The 14,675-nt window shown below is 36.7% G+C and carries 12 protein-coding genes and 1 rRNA gene; 10 read left to right on the forward strand and 3 right to left on the reverse strand.

Annotated features, from left to right (window positions below; translation table 11 throughout):
* Positions 1-167 precede the first annotated feature (167 nt).
* The 3 genes from C9J29_RS16700 (at position 168) to yugI (ending at position 2,808) form a co-directional block, all read left to right on the forward strand.
* On the forward strand, positions 168-716 hold the full coding sequence (locus tag C9J29_RS16700) for an RNA polymerase sigma factor (RefSeq protein WP_008178147.1): 549 nt from the start codon (positions 168-170) through the stop codon (positions 714-716).
* Positions 709-2,346: a hypothetical protein gene (locus C9J29_RS16705; protein ID WP_107922474.1), complete on the forward strand. Its 1,638-nt coding sequence runs from the start codon at positions 709-711 to the stop codon at positions 2,344-2,346. The genes C9J29_RS16700 and C9J29_RS16705 overlap by 8 nt, the downstream gene beginning before the upstream one ends.
* An 84-nt stretch (positions 2,347-2,430) precedes the next feature.
* Positions 2,431-2,808, forward strand: a complete 378-nt coding sequence (gene yugI, locus C9J29_RS16710) for a S1 domain-containing post-transcriptional regulator GSP13 (protein WP_008178152.1) — start codon at positions 2,431-2,433, stop codon at positions 2,806-2,808.
* A 43-nt stretch (positions 2,809-2,851) separates the two neighbouring features.
* Here yugI and C9J29_RS16715 read toward each other — a convergent pair whose 3' ends face one another.
* Positions 2,852-4,159, reverse strand: coding sequence for a sigma-54-dependent Fis family transcriptional regulator (locus C9J29_RS16715; RefSeq protein ID WP_008178156.1), 1,308 nt, complete (start codon positions 4,157-4,159; stop codon positions 2,852-2,854).
* Positions 4,160-4,304: 145 nt separating this feature from the next.
* On the opposite strand from C9J29_RS16715, the gene pruA reads away from it, so the two are divergent.
* The 5 genes from pruA to C9J29_RS16740 all read left to right on the forward strand — a co-directional run bounded on the left by pruA (position 4,305) and on the right by C9J29_RS16740 (position 11,086).
* Complete coding sequence (pruA, locus tag C9J29_RS16720) at positions 4,305-5,849, forward strand: L-glutamate gamma-semialdehyde dehydrogenase (RefSeq protein ID WP_036119850.1); 1,545 nt, start codon at positions 4,305-4,307, stop codon at positions 5,847-5,849.
* A gap of 245 nt (positions 5,850-6,094) precedes the next feature.
* Complete coding sequence (locus C9J29_RS16725) at positions 6,095-7,288, forward strand: ornithine--oxo-acid transaminase (protein WP_008178160.1); 1,194 nt, start codon at positions 6,095-6,097, stop codon at positions 7,286-7,288.
* Positions 7,289-7,372: 84 nt separating this feature from the next.
* Positions 7,373-8,617, forward strand: coding sequence for a Glu/Leu/Phe/Val family dehydrogenase (locus tag C9J29_RS16730; protein ID WP_107922475.1), 1,245 nt, complete (start codon positions 7,373-7,375; stop codon positions 8,615-8,617).
* 218 nt (positions 8,618-8,835) lie between these two features.
* Positions 8,836-9,999: an iron-containing alcohol dehydrogenase gene (locus C9J29_RS16735; RefSeq protein WP_089986785.1), complete on the forward strand. Its 1,164-nt coding sequence runs from the start codon at positions 8,836-8,838 to the stop codon at positions 9,997-9,999.
* A 355-nt stretch (positions 10,000-10,354) separates the two neighbouring features.
* A complete protein-coding gene (locus tag C9J29_RS16740; protein WP_008178166.1) occupies positions 10,355-11,086 on the forward strand; it encodes a hypothetical protein in 732 nt (243 codons plus the stop codon).
* Positions 11,087-11,184: 98 nt separating this feature from the next.
* On the opposite strand, the gene C9J29_RS16745 is transcribed toward C9J29_RS16740, so the two are convergent.
* On the reverse strand, positions 11,185-12,168 hold the full coding sequence (locus C9J29_RS16745) for a cation diffusion facilitator family transporter (protein WP_008178167.1): 984 nt from the start codon (positions 12,166-12,168) through the stop codon (positions 11,185-11,187).
* A 13-nt stretch (positions 12,169-12,181) separates the two neighbouring features.
* On the reverse strand, positions 12,182-12,904 hold the full coding sequence (locus C9J29_RS16750; RefSeq protein WP_008178169.1) for an MgtC/SapB family protein: 723 nt from the start codon (positions 12,902-12,904) through the stop codon (positions 12,182-12,184).
* Positions 12,905-13,551: 647 nt separating this feature from the next.
* On the opposite strand from C9J29_RS16750, the gene C9J29_RS24760 reads away from it, so the two are divergent.
* The gene (locus C9J29_RS24760; RefSeq protein ID WP_220273102.1) at positions 13,552-13,650 is read left to right on the forward strand and encodes a putative holin-like toxin; all 99 of its coding nucleotides are present in this window, start codon (positions 13,552-13,554) and stop codon (positions 13,648-13,650) included.
* Positions 13,651-14,600: 950 nt separating this feature from the next.
* Positions 14,601-14,675 (forward strand): 16S ribosomal RNA (locus C9J29_RS16755); the annotation flags it as partial.

The raw sequence follows: 14,675 nt of genomic DNA on the forward strand, positions 1-14,675 counted from the left end.
CAAGCAAATATCAGAATATTGATGGGGGCGATTTCTCCATTAAGAGCCAATTTATATAGCGTGTGATGGCGTTTTAGTAAGGTTCCTCCTTTAAGAGTAAATAACATCCTTAATATGTAACAATTAGGGAGGTTCTGTCGTTCCATAAACAAAAGGAGGGGATTGCCTTGGAGGAGGCTGAATTAATAGTTAGGGCACAGCAAGGGGACAAAGAAGCCTATATCGATCTTATTCGAATTCATCAACAAACAGTTGAAAAGTTTGCCTTTCAGTGTGGCGTACATAGCAATGATTTAGCAGATGTTTCACAGGAGGTATTTGTTAAACTGTATCGCTTTTTACATCAATTTAAACAGGATCGATTTACGACGTGGCTTTATAAAATTACATTGAATGCTACACGTGATTATTATCGTAAGGAACAGAGAGAGCTGGCAAAAGAGGACAAGCTTAATGCGCAAAGGCAAACCATTTTCCTCTCTGCTGAAGACGATGTTCTATTATTTGAAGAAGATAAACTCTTACACAATGCTATTCAAGCCTTAGATGAAAAATATCGGTACCCTATCGTACTGTATTATTTCCACGAGCTAAAATATGAAGAAATCGCAGAGGTTTTAAATATTTCATTATCAACGGTTAAGGTACGGTTATTACGTGCGAAAGAAAAGTTGAAGGCAGCATTAATGCAAGAGGGGAGTGTTGAAAATGGATGATAAACAATTTAATCAACGTATGGCACTACTGAAAAAATCCTATGAGCGAATGGAATCAAAGCTAGAACCACAGCATGTTCTTCAGCAAATTGAAAATGAGGATGCCAAAAGGGAATTTCAAGAAATCAATAAAACGGCTCCAAAGCCTTCAACAAAATGGCAAAAGCCTGCTGTTTGGATTGCGAGCATCGCCAGTGTGTTATTAGTTGGAATTTTAATGTCGTCATATATGTTCCATCCGTCAACACCCGTGCATTCAAATGAAGAAAAGATAGAGAGTAGCTATGAAGAATGGTTCTCAAGCTTACAAAAAAGGTATCAGGAAAAACGCGAAAAAACACGCCAGGAGCTCCATATACCCGAACAAGACTTTAGGAAACTATCGTTTATTGGAATCGCTGATAATAAATACAATGATAAAGCTAGAAATAAAAAATTAGTTGTTAATAGAATGATGGATAATCCAAAATATTTAGCGGAGTTGGAGCAAGAAATACTAGATAATTTGCAAACACCTCGGGAGTTAATAGAGCAAATCAACTCATTTGAAAGCTCTATGTCATATGAAGAATCTCGATATTTTTTTAGCAATTATTTTTATTCAACGAAAGATGTTTTGCAATATTATACTAATCAACTTTCTCCTTATAGTAGTGTACTATCACAAAAAGAGGGGAATTATCCCAAAGAACTAAAACAATTAATCGCTACGGCTAAAAAACAGTATTTTGAGTTGTCTAATGATGGGAATAACTTTAGCTTTAGAGCAGATCCCATTTTTCAGAAAAATGCACCAGCATATACTGATCGTCTTCACTCTGACATATTAGGTCTGTTTAAATATTGGGCTACTGGCTCATTATTGGAAGGTGAAAATTTACGGTTTTCTACAGAAGAAACTGCTCGAATTTTAAAATTATATGAAAGAACATTAGTATCGGACCTATCAATAGGAGGACTTGATTTCCTATTACGGGATTTAAAGAAAGATTTCGAAAATACGTGGCTTTTACTTCTAAAAGGTATGGATGACATGAGTAGATATTCGCCCGAACATATTGAGTTTTTAAATGCCGCTGCAAATGGAAAGTATGGAGAATCGATGCGATTAACTGCACAATTTATCCATGAAGAATTTAAAGAAAAAGGAACATCCAAAACAATTGATAATCTTACAAGACATGATATTGGAATGGAGCTTTCATATTTAAGTAATGAAGTCTATATTGAATCAACAGATGGTTCGACGAGCTTACAAATTGATTACCGTTGGATTATCCAAACTGAAGGTTTATACAATGCTTATATATCAAGCAAAGATGATACCATCCTAGATTCATTAAATCCAATGAACGTCGTTAGCTTATTCTTATATGCACAAGGAAAAGGCGATCAAGAAACCATTAAACAGTTAGTTTCTCAAGATGTAGATGTGAAAAAAGTGGTTCAATATGATGGTATGGAACATTTTACAGTTCTTTATGCAACTGATACATCCCAAACAACGATAAAAGTAGACGTGAAATCAGAATCAGTTCAACTGATTGGCCAACGCTTAACCTTCCAATTAGGTACAGAGACTATAGGAAAAGGTGAAAAACGTTGCATCATTACAGCCATTTCTGAATAAGGAGATTTTTTGCCCCGATTTTACACGTATGTTATAATTTAACCGATATATACGTAGCAAACCAAAAGAAAGTGGGCAAAGGTTATGGTAAAAAAATATGAATTAGGAGACGTGTTGACTGGAAAAGTTACAGGTATTCAACCATACGGTGCATTTGTTGCATTAGATGACAATACGCAAGGCCTTGTGCATATTTCGGAAATAACATACGGCTTTGTGAAGGATGTTAGTGAATTTTTAGCTGTTGGGCAAGAAGTAGAGGTCAAGATACTTGAAATCGATGAAGAGGCCGAAAAAATTAGTTTATCGATGAGAGCGCTACAGGAACGCCCTGCAACAGTTAGAAAAAAAGAAGCACCACCACGCAAATCATTGCAGGACCGTGTAGATGAATCGGATGCGAATGGTTTTAATTCCTTAAAAGATAAATTACAGGACTGGATTGAGCAATCTGGACAATAAAAAACGAGGATACTTTCAACGTGAAGGTATCCTTGTTTTTATGTTATTGCTTTTTTATTTTTCGGATTCGGTATTGAAGGTTTTGTCTACTCATCCCAAGTGCATTCGCGGCTTTTGTAATATTGCCCTCATATAAATTTAAGACATTTTGCACATAATATGATTCGGCTTCGCGCAAATAAGCATCTAATGGCATGACATCATGATTTTGATGGAACATAAAGAATTCAGGTTCTCGATTGTTGGTATCTTGCTGCTGTACCTTGAAGCGGAAATGCAGCGGCAATAAATCGGAGGTTACCGTAGACTCTATTGTCATAAATGAAACAATTTCATCCAATAGTAACTCGAGTTCCTTTAAATTGCCAGGCCAATCATATTGTAAGAATAATTCCTGTACATCTGGTGCTAGCTCTGTAACCTGTGAAGCAAATCGTTCTCGATGTCGGCTAAAATAATCATCCACAAATGGGAGAATATCTTCTTTTCGATCAGTTAAATGGGGAATAGTAATAGCCATCGTTGCAAAGAAATAATAAAGTGATTTGGACAGCTTTTTTTCAGCAATTAATGTAATTGGGTCGCTACCTACACTGCCAATTAACATGTACTTGGACTGCGGTAGGGACTGGAGTATATCTAATAATTGCTCTTGAATATCTAAGCTTAAAAAATCAATGCGCTCAAAGAAAAAGGTATAGTCTTTATCTTCTTCTAAAAGCTGATTTAATTTATCAAGCACTGATTGAGCGGAACGACGACTAACAAGAGTCATAAAGGCTTCAGGATCTGGTGAAGCAGCGTGGTGAATACCTTCAGCCACTAAATCCTTGCCTGTGCCAGATTCCCCAATTAATAATACTGGTAATTTTACAGCCGCTGCTTTTTTAGCATTTTCGATGACCTGCTTCATTGCTTCAGATTCAGCTTTTATCATGTCGAACGTCAAAGGCTCATCATATCGACGAAGGGGTTGATAAACAAGCTTTTCTAATGATGTAATATCACGCGCAAATTCTATTGCCCCAATCAGTTTTCCATCTACAATAAGTGGAAAAGTATCATTAATGGTTGTAATTTCATGCCCATTTTTATTCCAATAGGATTGTTTGACATTAATTTCTTTCTTTCCAGTTTGTAATACACGCATTAAGGTACTTTCGTGCTGACGGAAGGAAAACATTTCAATAATCGAACGATCCGCTAGCTCATCAAAATGGAATCCTTCAATTTCTTTCATTTTTGTATTATAAATAATCGTCTTGCCGGATAGGTCTACTGCATGAATACCAACGGATACATTTGTTGCAATAAACTCATAAAAAGGTAGTAAAGGTTCAGAATTTTTCATAAAAATGTGCACCTCAAAAATTTTTTACTTGAAATATGCAACGAAATTTTGCATTATAATAAGTGTAAGAATATTTTATACGCAAAGATATTTTGCGTCAATGTTTTTTGCATACCCAAATATATCTCACAAGGGAGGATTAAGTATGATTCCATACAAACACGAACCATTCACAGATTTTTCACAAGAGGCAAACTACAATGCTTATGTAGAGGCTTTAAATAAAGTTGAAGGTTACTTAGGGCAAGACTACCCACTTATTATCGGTGGCGAGCGTATTACAACTGAAGATAAAATCGTTTCGTACAATCCTGCAAAGAAAACAGAAGTTATTGGCCGTGTGTCAAAAGCGAGCAAAGATTTAGCTGAAAAAGCTATGCAAGCAGCAGATGAAACATTCAAAACTTGGAAAAAGGTTGATCCAGCTATTCGTGCTGATGTTCTTTTCAAAGCAGCCGCTATTATTCGTCGTCGTAAACACGAATTCTCAGCATTATTAACAAAAGAAGCAGGGAAACCATGGGCAGAGGCTGATGCAGATACAGCAGAAGCAATCGACTTCTTAGAATACTATGGTCGCCAAATGCTACGTATTAAAAACGGTCAACCAGTAGAAAGCCGTCCAGGTGAATACAACCGTTATGACTATATTCCACTAGGAATTGGTATCGTCATCTCACCTTGGAACTTCCCATTTGCGATCATGGCTGGTACAACAGTAGCTGCTTTAGTAACAGGTAATACAGTATTACTAAAACCAGCTTCTACAACACCAGTAGTAGCGTATAAATTTATCGAAGTATTAGAAGAAGCAGGTCTTCCAGCAGGAGCTGTTAACTTTGTACCAGGTTCTGGTGCTGAAGTGGGGGATTATTTAGTTGATCATCCAAAAACTCGTTTTATCAGCTTCACAGGTTCACGTGATGTTGGCTTACGTATTAACCAACGTGCATCTGTCCTAAATGATGGTCAAATTTGGATCAAACGCGTAATCGCTGAAATGGGCGGTAAAGATACAATCGTTGTCGATAAAGAAGCAGATCTTGAATTAGCTGCACAATCGATCGTGAAATCAGCCTTTGGTTTCTCTGGTCAAAAATGTTCAGCATGTTCTCGTGCTGTCATCGTAGAAGATGTGTATGACCAAGTGGTGAACCGTGTAGAAGAGTTAACAAACGCTTTAACAGTTGGAGATCCAACAGATTTCAGCAACTTCATGGCAACGGTTATTGACCAAGCAGCATTCAATAAAATTACGGAATACATCGAAATCGGTAAAGGCGAAGGTCGTTTAGTAGCTGGTGGTACAGCTGACGATTCAGTAGGTTATTTCGTACAACCAACCGTATTCGCTGACGTAGAGCCTTCTGCACGTATTATGAAAGAAGAAATCTTCGGACCAGTAGTAGCGATCGCAAAAGCAAAAGATTTCGATCAAGCGATTGAAATTGCTAACGATACAGAATACGGTTTAACAGGTGCTGTCATTACGACAAACCGCGTAAACTTAGAAAAAGCACGTGAAGAATTCCATGTTGGAAACCTTTACTTCAACCGTGGCTGTACAGGTGCGATTGTTGGCTACCAACCATTTGGTGGTTTCAACATGTCAGGTACAGACTCAAAAGCTGGTGGCCCTGACTACCTACAACTTCACATGCAAGCAAAAACAACTTCAGAAATGCTTTAATTTTACATTGACGTTAGGGCTATTTTAATTAAGTAGTAAATGAAGCATTGTGACAGAATTTGTGGAACTTCTCCAAGTAATACGACCGTTGGCTAATATCGTAGCCAATTATGTAGTTACTTGGGGAGAGTTTGCAAATTGACCGTTTGAATTGTTGCTAAATTCTTAATTATTCTACTTACAGAAATACATAGTCCTTTCTTGCATAGATTTTTTATCATCATTTAGTAAGGAGAGAATAGAATATGACAAAAACTCAACAAGTTATTGAACAAACACAAAATTATGGTGCAGCAAACTATCATCCACTGCCAATCGTAATTTCAGAGGCTGAGGGTGCTTGGGTTAAAGATCCAGAAGGTAACAAATATTTAGATATGTTATCAGCTTATTCAGCTGTAAACCAAGGACATCGTCACCCAAAAATTATCGCTGCTTTAAAAGAGCAAGCTGATAAAGTAACATTGACTTCACGTGCATTTTACAGTGAAAACCTTGGTGAATGGTATGAGCTAGTAGGAAAGTTAACAAATAAAGAAATGGTATTACCAATGAATACTGGTGCTGAAGCAGTAGAGACTGCATTTAAAGCAGCTCGTCGTTGGGCATATGATGTAAAAGGCGTAGAAGAAGGCAAGGCAGAAGTGATTGCATGTAATGGTAACTTCCATGGTCGTACAATGCTTGCTGTATCTCTTTCTTCTGATGAGGAATACCGTCGTGGTTTCGGTCCAATGTTACCAAACGTTAAATTAGTAGACTACGGTAATCTTGAAGCATTAAAAGCAGCTATTACACCAAACACAGCAGCATTCTTAATTGAACCAATTCAAGGTGAAGCTGGTATTGTTATCCCAACAGAGGGCTTCCTAAAAGCAGCTCGCGAACTTTGCCGTGAAAACAACGTATTATTCATTGCTGACGAAATCCAAGCAGGTTTAGCACGTACTGGTAAAATGTTTGCTTGTGATTGGGAAGAAGTAGAACCAGATATGTACATCTTAGGTAAAGCATTAGGTGGCGGTGTATTCCCAATTTCTTGTGTAGCTGCGAACCGTAATATTCTAGGTGTATTCAACCCAGGCTCACACGGATCAACTTTCGGTGGAAATCCTTTAGCTTGTGCAGTTTCAATTGCATCTATTAAAGTATTATTAGATGAAAAATTAGCTGAACGTTCACATGAACTTGGTGAATACTTCAAAGGTAAGTTAAGAGAAATTAATAACCCAGTTATTAAAGAGGTACGTGGTCGTGGTTTATTTATTGGTATGGAATTAACAGAGGCAGCTCGTCCATACTGTGAAAAACTAAAAGAATTAGGTTTATTATGTAAAGAAACACATGATACAGTTATTCGTTTTGCTCCACCACTTGTTATTTCACAAGAGGATTTAGATTGGTCAATCGAACAAATTGAAAAAGTATTTAATCTTTAACAAAATGTTCACATTTTAATTCGGAAGTATGTTACAATGATGCCGATATACTATCATTAAATAAAACAAAGAGGCGATTTAATAATGTCTGAAAACTTAAATCTTTTCACATCAACACAAGATGTCATTCAAGATGCTCTAAACAAACTTGGCTATGATGAAGCAATGTATGAATTACTAAAGGAACCGCTTCGCATGCTACAAGTACGTATCCCGGTGAAAATGGATGATGGTACAACAAAAGTATTTACTGGTTACCGTGCACAACATAACGATGCTGTAGGACCAACTAAAGGTGGGGTTCGTTTCCACCCACAAGTGTCTGAGGAGGAAGTTAAAGCGCTTTCAATGTGGATGACATTGAAATGTGGTATTGTCGATCTACCATATGGTGGTGGTAAAGGCGGTGTCATCTGTGATCCTCGTCAAATGTCTATGGGCGAAATCGAGCGCTTAAGCCGTGGTTATGTACGTGCTATAAGTCAAATCGTAGGGCCAACAAAAGATATTCCTGCGCCAGACGTATTTACAAATGCACAAATTATGGCATGGATGATGGATGAATATAGCCGTATGGATGAATTCAACTCTCCAGGCTTTATCACAGGTAAGCCACTAGTTCTTGGTGGTTCACAAGGTCGCGACCGTGCGACTGCACAAGGTGTTACAATTGTAATCGAAGAAGCAGCGAAAAAACGCGGTATTGATATTAAAGGTGCGCGCATTGTTATTCAAGGATTTGGTAACGCAGGTAGCTTCCTTGCGAAATTTATGCATGATTTAGGTGCAAAGGTAATCGGTATTTCGGATGCTTATGGTGCACTTCATGATCCAGAAGGTTTAGATATCGACTATTTATTAGATCGTCGTGATAGCTTTGGTACTGTAACAACTTTATTTGAAAACACGATTTCAAATAAAGAATTATTAGAACTTGATTGTGATATTTTAGTACCTGCTGCAATTGAGAACCAAATTACTGCTGACAATGCACACAATATTAAAGCTAATATCGTAGTAGAAGCAGCAAATGGTCCAACAACTGCTGAAGCAACTAAAATTTTGACAGAACGTGGCATTTTACTTGTACCAGACGTATTAGCATCTGCTGGTGGAGTTACAGTTTCTTACTTTGAATGGGTACAAAATAACCAAGGTTATTATTGGACAGAAGAAGAAGTTGAAGAACGTCTATACAAAAAAATGGTTGAAGCATTTGATAATGTTTATACAACAGCTACAACACGTAACATTAACATGCGCTTAGCAGCTTATATGGTTGGTGTTCGCCGCACTGCAGAAGCTTCACGCTTCCGCGGATGGGTTTAAGAATATTCAATTTACAACGAGTTTCTCCTATATTTAATGGGAGGACTCGTTTTTTTGCGTCTCTTTACAAATTTGAAGAAATGTTAGAATGCATTCCCCTTATAAAACCCTTTAATAAATCGTCCAAACGGAATCTAATTAAACAGGTATGCCGAACGTTTATCTTTGCTTTCTAGAACAGAAATATGAGAAAATCCAACTAGAAAGGGGCGAATTAAATGGATTCATTTACATTTTTTAACCCAGTGAAACTTCATTTTGGTGAAGATGCACTGGAAAAGTTACCGAAGGAATTAGAGCAGTATGGAAAAAAAGTATTGGTTGTATATGGTGGCGGTAGCATCAAGACGAATGGTGTCTACGACGCTGTTATTGACAAATTACAGCAAGCAGATAAAACAATTTTTGAATTAAGTGGTGTAGAACCTAATCCACGCGTGGAAACAGCTAGACGTGGTATTGAAATTTGTAAAACAGAGGGAATTGACTTAGTTCTTGCAGTTGGTGGCGGTTCTGTTATTGATTGCTCCAAACTAATTGTTGCTGGTGCAAAATATGATGGGGATGCTTGGGATATCGTTAAACGCAAGGTATTTGTAGAACAAGCTTTACCATTAGGAACTGTCTTAACCTTGGCCGCTACAGGCTCTGAAATGAACTCTGGGTCAGTTATTACTAATGCCGCTACAGAAGAAAAATTAGGCTGGGGTAGCCCTGCGGCATTCCCGAAATTCTCAATCTTAAATCCTGCGTATACGGTGTCTGTACCTAAAAATCATACGGTTTATGGAATCGTTGATATGATGTCACATGTATTCGAACAGTATTTCCATAATACAACGAATACACCAATCACTGATGAAATGTGTGAAGGTGTATTACGTACGGTTATTACGACAGCACCTCAATTATTAGAGGATCTAGAGAATACACAGTTACGTGAAACAATTCTATTAGCAGGAACAATTGGATTAAATGGATTCTTATCAATCGGATCTCGTGGGGATTGGGCATCTCATAATATTGAGCATGCTGTATCGGCAGTATATGATATTCCGCATGCAGGTGGTTTAGCTATTCTTCAGCCTCATTGGATGCGTTTAAGTGTACCAGTGAATCCTGAGCGCTTTGCGGGTATAGCAACACGAGTATTCGGGGTGGATGCAACAGACAAAACGGTAGAAGAGGTTGCTTATGAAGGGATCGATCGCTTATCAGCATTTTGGTCATCATTAGGGGCACCAAATCGTTTAGCCGATTATAATATTGATGATTCGAAATTCCAGCAGATTGTAGAGCATGCAATGCAAAATGGTCCATTTGGAAACTTCCATCAGTTACAAGAAAAAGATGTACGTACTATCTTACAAAATTCCCTTTAAAATAATGATTGCGTGTGAGGCTATGTAGTTAGCCTCACACTTTTTTATTGAAGGTTAAGAAAAATTAACGAATCTTGTTGAATTTTGTCGTAGAAGTTTCTTAAGACCTACAATATAATGAAATAGTTAGGTATTCAAAGGGGTGTAATAGTTAATTTTATTAAGAGAAGTGAAAAAAGTCATGATTTTAATCAAAATATTTAACTAAAATTGGATATTTTAATACATATTAGACTTTGTGATTGCTAGAGAATGATGGTATTTGTCGCAATAGCTCCATTAATGTAGGGTTGTTCAGAAACTGTTTAGCCACCTTTATTAAAATAATGACTTAAACAAAGGGGAGAGGGATCGAATGTTGAAGCAATTGCTTAAGGATCGTGTGGTTACATTAAGTTGTAAAGAGATACCATTTCAGCGGCATGTTTATAAAATGCAAAATTGTGTAGAAGTTTTGGGGATTGAAACAAAATCGATACAAATTGAAAATGATAACATTGTTACGGGTTACATGGCTGATCAAAGTATTTTCTTTAAAAGTTTACATTTTGGGCAAACGAACATTACTTTTTCGAATGGTGTAAATAAGGCAAGTGGACATTTATTTGTCCGTCCTTCTGGGGAAATTGTGGTAGAGGTAAAACCATATTTAGGAGATGCTGAAATTGTTCCGGTTTATTTTCGAACAATATTAGCAGATACAGTTATCGCAATTGATTTAAAAGGTGCTTTAAAGCATTATTTGGTAGCCCATCAATTCATGAAACGTGAAGATTCAATTTCTGAAGTGCATTACCGATCCATGCATCCTAACGTATTAAAAGATTCTTTTGCTGGTCATTTTGTTTTAGGCTGTCATGTGGACGGTAGGGATATTCTAAATGCCCAAGAATATGCTTTAGCCAATCGACAAGCTACTTTAATGTTTTCAGAAATAGTCATTCAACAAAATGGTACTAAGAAGACCGTTGTTAGTAATCAATTCCTAACATTTATGATAACCAATCAAGTCTTTGTAAGCTACGAGTCCATCCCTGACAATCTAAGGGAAACAAATTTTGATCGGGATCAATTAATATCAGTTTAACAAAAAGCCAACTGCCTGAAATGAACTGCCCTGTAAAGTTAGATTGATGTCTAACTTTTTGGGGTGAGATCAAAACAAGGCAATTGGCTTTTTAGCTTCTACAATTCATGATTAGGTCTGTCGCCAAGATGTATCCAGCTAGCTTTTCCGTCATCTTCATCAAATAAAATGGCGACCTTCGATACACCTTTCTGACTTAAAATAACTTCTGTCAAATGATCTCGAACATCATCTAAAAAAGCTAAGGATAGTTTAGGGTCAGCTTCTGCCACTAATTCAACATGTAAAAACTCCCCTTCTTTAATGACTTCAAGGCGTACAATATCTTTAATATTTGGATCATCCATCACAAGATGGGCGATATGATTTAACATTTCTTCATCTGTCTCACCGATTACACCCCGAGCATTGTCTAAGAATACTTTACCAACAACATAAAACATCATTGCCCCAATAATCATGGAAACAAGACCTTCTATTCTAGTCCACCCTGTAAAATGAGCGATAACAATAGCAATGAAGGCTAAAATATTTCCGCTTGTAGCGACTAAATCTTCCATAAACACTAATTTAGTCGCAGGCTTGGCGCGGTTTAAATAATTGAAAGCTTTTGGGATGGATGTTATACCTGCTTTTTCTTGCCCAGCTTCATGTAATACTTCTACTGCTGCTTTAGCAAGTACTGTACCCTCTAAAACAATACCTATAAATAAAACTCCAAGTGCGATGAGTACCCCACTTGATTCACCAGTAGGGTGGATAAAATGATGCCATCCTTCTTTGATTGTTTCATAAGAAAGAATTGCTACGATAATAACTGCAAATAAGCATACTAAATTGACAATACGACCGAAGCCGCTAGGGAATTTCTTTGTAGGTGCTTTTTTCGATAGAGCGGAGCCTATATACACGAACAATTGGTTAGCTGCATCTCCAAGTGAATGCATCATTTCTGCGAACATAGCCACATTACCTGTTAAGAAAAAGGCAATGCCTTTAATAATACCTAAAAAGGCATTGACACAAGCCGCCATCAGGGAAGGTTTGTTACCATCCTTTAGTAGTTTAAATAATTCTGCCATAAAAATCCTCCAACTAGTTTAAAATTTCCATTTCGATTTTTTCAATATATGATAATGTTCTTAATGAACGGTAAAACGACAGTAAATTATCAGAAACAATTAAGGACAAACGTAAATCCAACTCATGTAAAACATTATCATTTTTTAAAGGTACATCTTTAATACGGATGTTTTCGATGATGATATTGTTGTTCTTAAGGAATAATAGAAAGGATTCCGTATGTTTGTCATCATCAATTTGAACCTTTAGTAAAATCTCTCTCATGCGAATACGTTTTGGTCCAATTTTCATTAGGAAAGGAGAGAGAATTTCAATTCCGAAAACGATGATAATGACAGCTAACGTTGCATCCATATAAAAACCAGCCCCTACAGCGATTCCGATGCCGGCAGCTCCCCATATCATGGCCGCAGTCGTTAAACCAGAGATGCTATCATTGCCACGTCTTAAAATTACGCCTGCTCCTAGAAATCCAATCCCACTGACAATTTGGGCTGCTAAGCGAAGGGGATCCATTGTAATATTTATATCTTCTCTAGAAGGGGTGGAGTAAGCTGTTTCAATGGAAATAATGGTTAGCAAACAACTGAATGTTGCTATGACTAAACTTGTCTTTAATCCAACTGGTTTCTTCTTTAATTCCCTTTCAATTCCGATGACTAAACTTAATGTGGCTGCTAAAACTAATTTTATGCCAACTTCATATGTAATCATATTTTCCAATAATGTTCCCATACACGACCCTCCATAGATGTTTCGCATTGCTAAGAGATATGCAACCAGTCATTATTATATGTGTATTACTTTTTTGTATTGTACAACATGGAAGTAAGGAAATATATGTGTTTTATTTTATAGGGATCTAAAAATTCATTTATACATCCATTTCGTAATTGATATGACTTTGGTTCTAGGTCGGTTATTTATGTAAAGCAAGCATCTACGTAAGCGAATATCATAGCATTTTCCCATATGCTCTTTTCTAATTTAATGATGGCGACTCTGTTCTTAGGGGAATGGACAAAGCGTTATTGATAGTAGGGAATGAGACTACTGATAGGGGGAAATAAAAGATTAATGATAAGGAAAGTTTTTATTCGCATTTTCAATAAAGAATGCTGATCGGATTCGGGAACCTAATTGCGGCTCCAGGCCTAGATCATACTAAAAATGTAAAGGGGAGATGAAGCAAACGGCGAGCTTGTAACAAGAATTGACGAGAGGTTATGATCAGATTTATATCCTAATTAAATTTCCAAAAACTATATTTCATTCACATAAAATGGTATAATAAAGGGGTAACTAGATAGAGGTTTCATGGGCGGTAAGCATACATTCTTCACCCGTTCTTCAGGTTTCTGGAGGGGAAGGAGGTGTTGCTAATGACAACTTACGAGGCAATGTCCTTAATGATCAGTTTTAGTGGATTGATTGTTTCGGTAATTGTTCTGTCATTTACTTTTTCTCAGAAAAAAAAGTAAACCGCCCCTGCCCTCCAAGCATGTGAGTGGTTTACTCCTTCATTATGCAAATCGCCTTTGAAGCGATTCGTCTGTTACATGACCATTTGGTGGTGACACACCAAGTGGTCCTTTTTTTATATCCATCTTCATGAAAAATTATAACATGCATTGTTAAATTACTCAAATTAATTGGAAAGAGTACAACTCTAAATTTATATAGGATACAAGGCATGCAAGAAGCACTTAGGATTACATTGGACGTATGCTTTCTATATATAGATATTCCAAAATCCAGATTGAAGATAACGATAGAAGATTCGTTAAATCAACATGTTCATTTGAAGTTTCGTCAGAATAAGTGTTGAGAAAAATGGGATGCACTCACTTTCTACATCTTATTATATAATAGGACGGAATATACGTATGCGATGAGCGTTGGAATGGCTGATGATGTTGATAGTACCATCATTTATTTGATCTGTAATGTAAAGAAGATCAAGTGGACCTTATAAGGGATGGGGTTGGTTTTTCTTAATAGTGTTAGTATCTAATTTATTTGGCCATACTTTGTTTACTTGTTTTTTTGACTATGGCTGAACATGTTAGTACTGCTATTTATTGTTTTAGAAGGGAGCGCTCTATTGTTTGTTATTGATATAAAAAAAGATTTTTAACTTTTTTTCAAAAAATGCTTGATTTTTAAAATGCTATATTATATATTATTACTTGTCCTTAACAAGACAAAACACTTTGAAAATAAAAAAACAAAAAAGTTGTTGACTTCTTGTTATAAACGAGTTATCATAATGAAGTCGCTGAAAACGACTGAGATAATAATGAACTTTGAAAACTGAACAAGCAAAACGTAATCAATAAAGTTTTAAGTAACTAGCCTAGCTAGTGAACGAAACAAAAATTTGGACATCAAAATTGATGCCAGCAAAACAATTTGAGCTAATCAAATTTCTTTTATGGAGAGTTTGATCCTGGCTCAGGACGAACGCTGGCGGCGTGCCTAATACATGCAAGTCGAGCGAACAGAG

Origin of the sequence: Lysinibacillus fusiformis (assembly GCF_003049525.1) — a bacterium.
GTDB lineage: Bacteria > Bacillota > Bacilli > Bacillales_A > Planococcaceae > Lysinibacillus > Lysinibacillus fusiformis.

Excerpts from the sequence above, each read along its gene's own strand:
- C9J29_RS16750 (WP_008178169.1), bottom strand. The coding sequence starts at position 12,904 with ATGGGAACATTATTGGAAAATATGATTACATATGAAGTTGGCATAAAA.
- C9J29_RS16730 (WP_107922475.1), top strand. The coding sequence starts at position 7,373 with ATGTCTGAAAACTTAAATCTTTTCACATCAACACAAGATGTCATTCAA.
- C9J29_RS16735 (WP_089986785.1), top strand. The coding sequence starts at position 8,836 with ATGGATTCATTTACATTTTTTAACCCAGTGAAACTTCATTTTGGTGAA.
- yugI (WP_008178152.1), top strand. The coding sequence starts at position 2,431 with ATGGTAAAAAAATATGAATTAGGAGACGTGTTGACTGGAAAAGTTACA.
- C9J29_RS16725 (WP_008178160.1), top strand. The coding sequence starts at position 6,095 with ATGACAAAAACTCAACAAGTTATTGAACAAACACAAAATTATGGTGCA.
- C9J29_RS16740 (WP_008178166.1), top strand. The coding sequence starts at position 10,355 with ATGTTGAAGCAATTGCTTAAGGATCGTGTGGTTACATTAAGTTGTAAA.
- C9J29_RS24760 (WP_220273102.1), top strand. The coding sequence starts at position 13,552 with ATGACAACTTACGAGGCAATGTCCTTAATGATCAGTTTTAGTGGATTG.
- C9J29_RS16745 (WP_008178167.1), bottom strand. The coding sequence starts at position 12,168 with ATGGCAGAATTATTTAAACTACTAAAGGATGGTAACAAACCTTCCCTG.
- C9J29_RS16715 (WP_008178156.1), bottom strand. The coding sequence starts at position 4,159 with ATGAAAAATTCTGAACCTTTACTACCTTTTTATGAGTTTATTGCAACA.
- pruA (WP_036119850.1), top strand. The coding sequence starts at position 4,305 with ATGATTCCATACAAACACGAACCATTCACAGATTTTTCACAAGAGGCA.
- C9J29_RS16705 (WP_107922474.1), top strand. The coding sequence starts at position 709 with ATGGATGATAAACAATTTAATCAACGTATGGCACTACTGAAAAAATCC.